1 protein-coding gene is annotated in these 2,087 nt (G+C 32.8%); it reads left to right on the top strand.

Going from position 1 to position 2,087, the window contains the following annotated elements; genetic code table 11:
- Nucleotides 1-174 precede the first annotated feature (174 nt).
- Complete coding sequence (locus EDD60_RS15980; protein WP_132226559.1) at nt 175-1,950, top strand: IS1634 family transposase; 1,776 nt, start codon at nt 175-177, stop codon at nt 1,948-1,950.
- Nucleotides 1,951-2,087: the final 137 nt, after the last annotated feature.

Here is a 2,087-nt window from a genome sequence, read left to right on the forward strand (position 1 = left end):
CCCGAGTTTCGAAGCATAATTTTGCAAAACCAATTAGACCATCTCCTCAATGTGTTGATTATATCTAGTATTTTAGTTATCTGAGATACTTTTTTTATTGTCAATATTTATTCACTTTGTTGTAGTATAATGTAATATTTTATGGTATAATAGTATTAGATTGGATGTGATACTATGTTCCTTAAAAAATCTAAATATAAAAACGGCAGAACTTTTCTCTCAATCGTTGAAGCTTATCGAGATGAGAACGGTAAGCCAAAGCAACGTCTTATTCAAAAAATTGGTTATCTTGATGATTTCACTGATAAATATGATGATCCTATTGCTCATTTCACTGATGTCGCTAAAAATATGACTGACGAGGCGAAGAATGATTCCAACATTTCCTTAGCCATTGATATGAATGCAACCATAGATGATGGATATAACCTTTTCAATGTTGGTTATCTTCCTTTCAAGTATATCTATAATGAACTTGGAATTAATGATTTCTTTATAAACAAACAGAGAAATCTCAATATCGACTTTTCATTGAGTAGAAATCTTCAGCTTCTTGTCTTTTCTAGAATTTTATTTCCTGCCTCTAAGAAATCAACCTATGAAAACAGAAATAGATTCTTCGCTCCGTTTAATGATGGCATCACGAAAGACTCCATCTATAAATCTCTTGATTATTTTTATCGGTACAAGGAGGAAATTCAGGCGCTTATCTGGAAAAACACTAAAGATACATATAGCAGAGATATATCAAAAAGCTATTATGACTGTACCAACTATTATTTCGAGATAGAATACAACGATGATGATATCATTGACGAAAATGGAGAAGTCATTGAAAAGGGATTAAGAAAAAGAGGACCTGAAAAAAATCATAGACCAGACCCTATTGTTGAAATGGGATTGCTTATGGACGCTTCTGGCATTCCGCTTGCCTATGACCTTTTTCCTGGAAATGAGTCTGAGAAGCTTTCACTCAGACCCCTTCTCAAGAAAACAAAAGCAGATTTTGAAATTCAGCGAACGATTGTCGTTGCAGATCGTGGGCTCAATACATCCGACAACATCTACTACCTTGCAGGAAGAAATGATAAGGAATCCAACAGTATGGATGGATATGTTTACGGTCAATCAGTAAGAGGAGCAGATAAGGAGTTCAAGGAATGGGTTCTCAATGAAAAAGATTATAAGGTTGAAGCTGTCAAAGAAGATGGAGAAGATATCATATTCATTCATAAATCGAGAGTATGCGCAAAGGAGATAAAAATTCTAAGAGATGGAAAGAGAAAAGTGAAGGTTAATGTATGTCAAAAGCAGATGGTTTACTTTTCATTCAAATATCTGATGAAGCAAAGAAATGACAGAAATAAAATGATCAAAAAAGCTCAGGAAATGATCAGCAATCCAGCCGCCTATACCCGAGCGACTACGTATGGTGCAGCTGGATATGTTGGAAATCTGGAATTTGATGCAGCAACTGGAGAAATCAAAAACGGAAAAGCACTTTTCATAGATCAAGAAAAAATCGCCGAAGAAGAAAAATATGATGGATATTATTCAATCGTGACAAGCGAAATAGAACTTGATGATTATGAAATAAGAAAGATATATAGAGGGTTATCTAAAATAGAAGATACCTTTAAAGTATCAAAAACAAATTTTGGAGCAAGACCAACATATGTGTGGACAAAAGAGCATATCGAAGGACATTTCTTCACATGCTTTATTGCGTTGGTTATTATGAGGCTGCTTGAAAGAAAACTGGGCTACAAATATACAGCCAATCAAATTATTACATCAGCAAAAAAATACAATTGCATAAATATAGACAGGAATATATATCAGTTTATCTATAAGGATAGAATCATAGAAGACATTTCAAAAGCATTTAATATCAATCTTGATAAAAAATACGAAAAAAGAGAAAAAATCAAAAAATTGTTAAAATACTAGAAATTACACTACAATAAAATGTAGCTGTTTCAGCTTTTATTATGCATATCAAAAAAGGGAAAACACCTTATATAATCAAGGTTTTTCCCTTTTATAGTACTCATTTATTCAATATATCTGCTTCGAAAGTCAAGATT

It is taken from the genome of Longibaculum muris, assembly GCF_004343035.1.
Classification (GTDB): Bacteria; Bacillota_I; Bacilli_A; order Erysipelotrichales; family Coprobacillaceae; genus Longibaculum; species Longibaculum muris.

Coding starts and splice junctions, on each gene's coding strand:
- EDD60_RS15980 (WP_132226559.1), top strand. CDS start 175: ATGTTCCTTAAAAAATCTAAATATAAAAACGGCAGAACTTTTCTCTCA.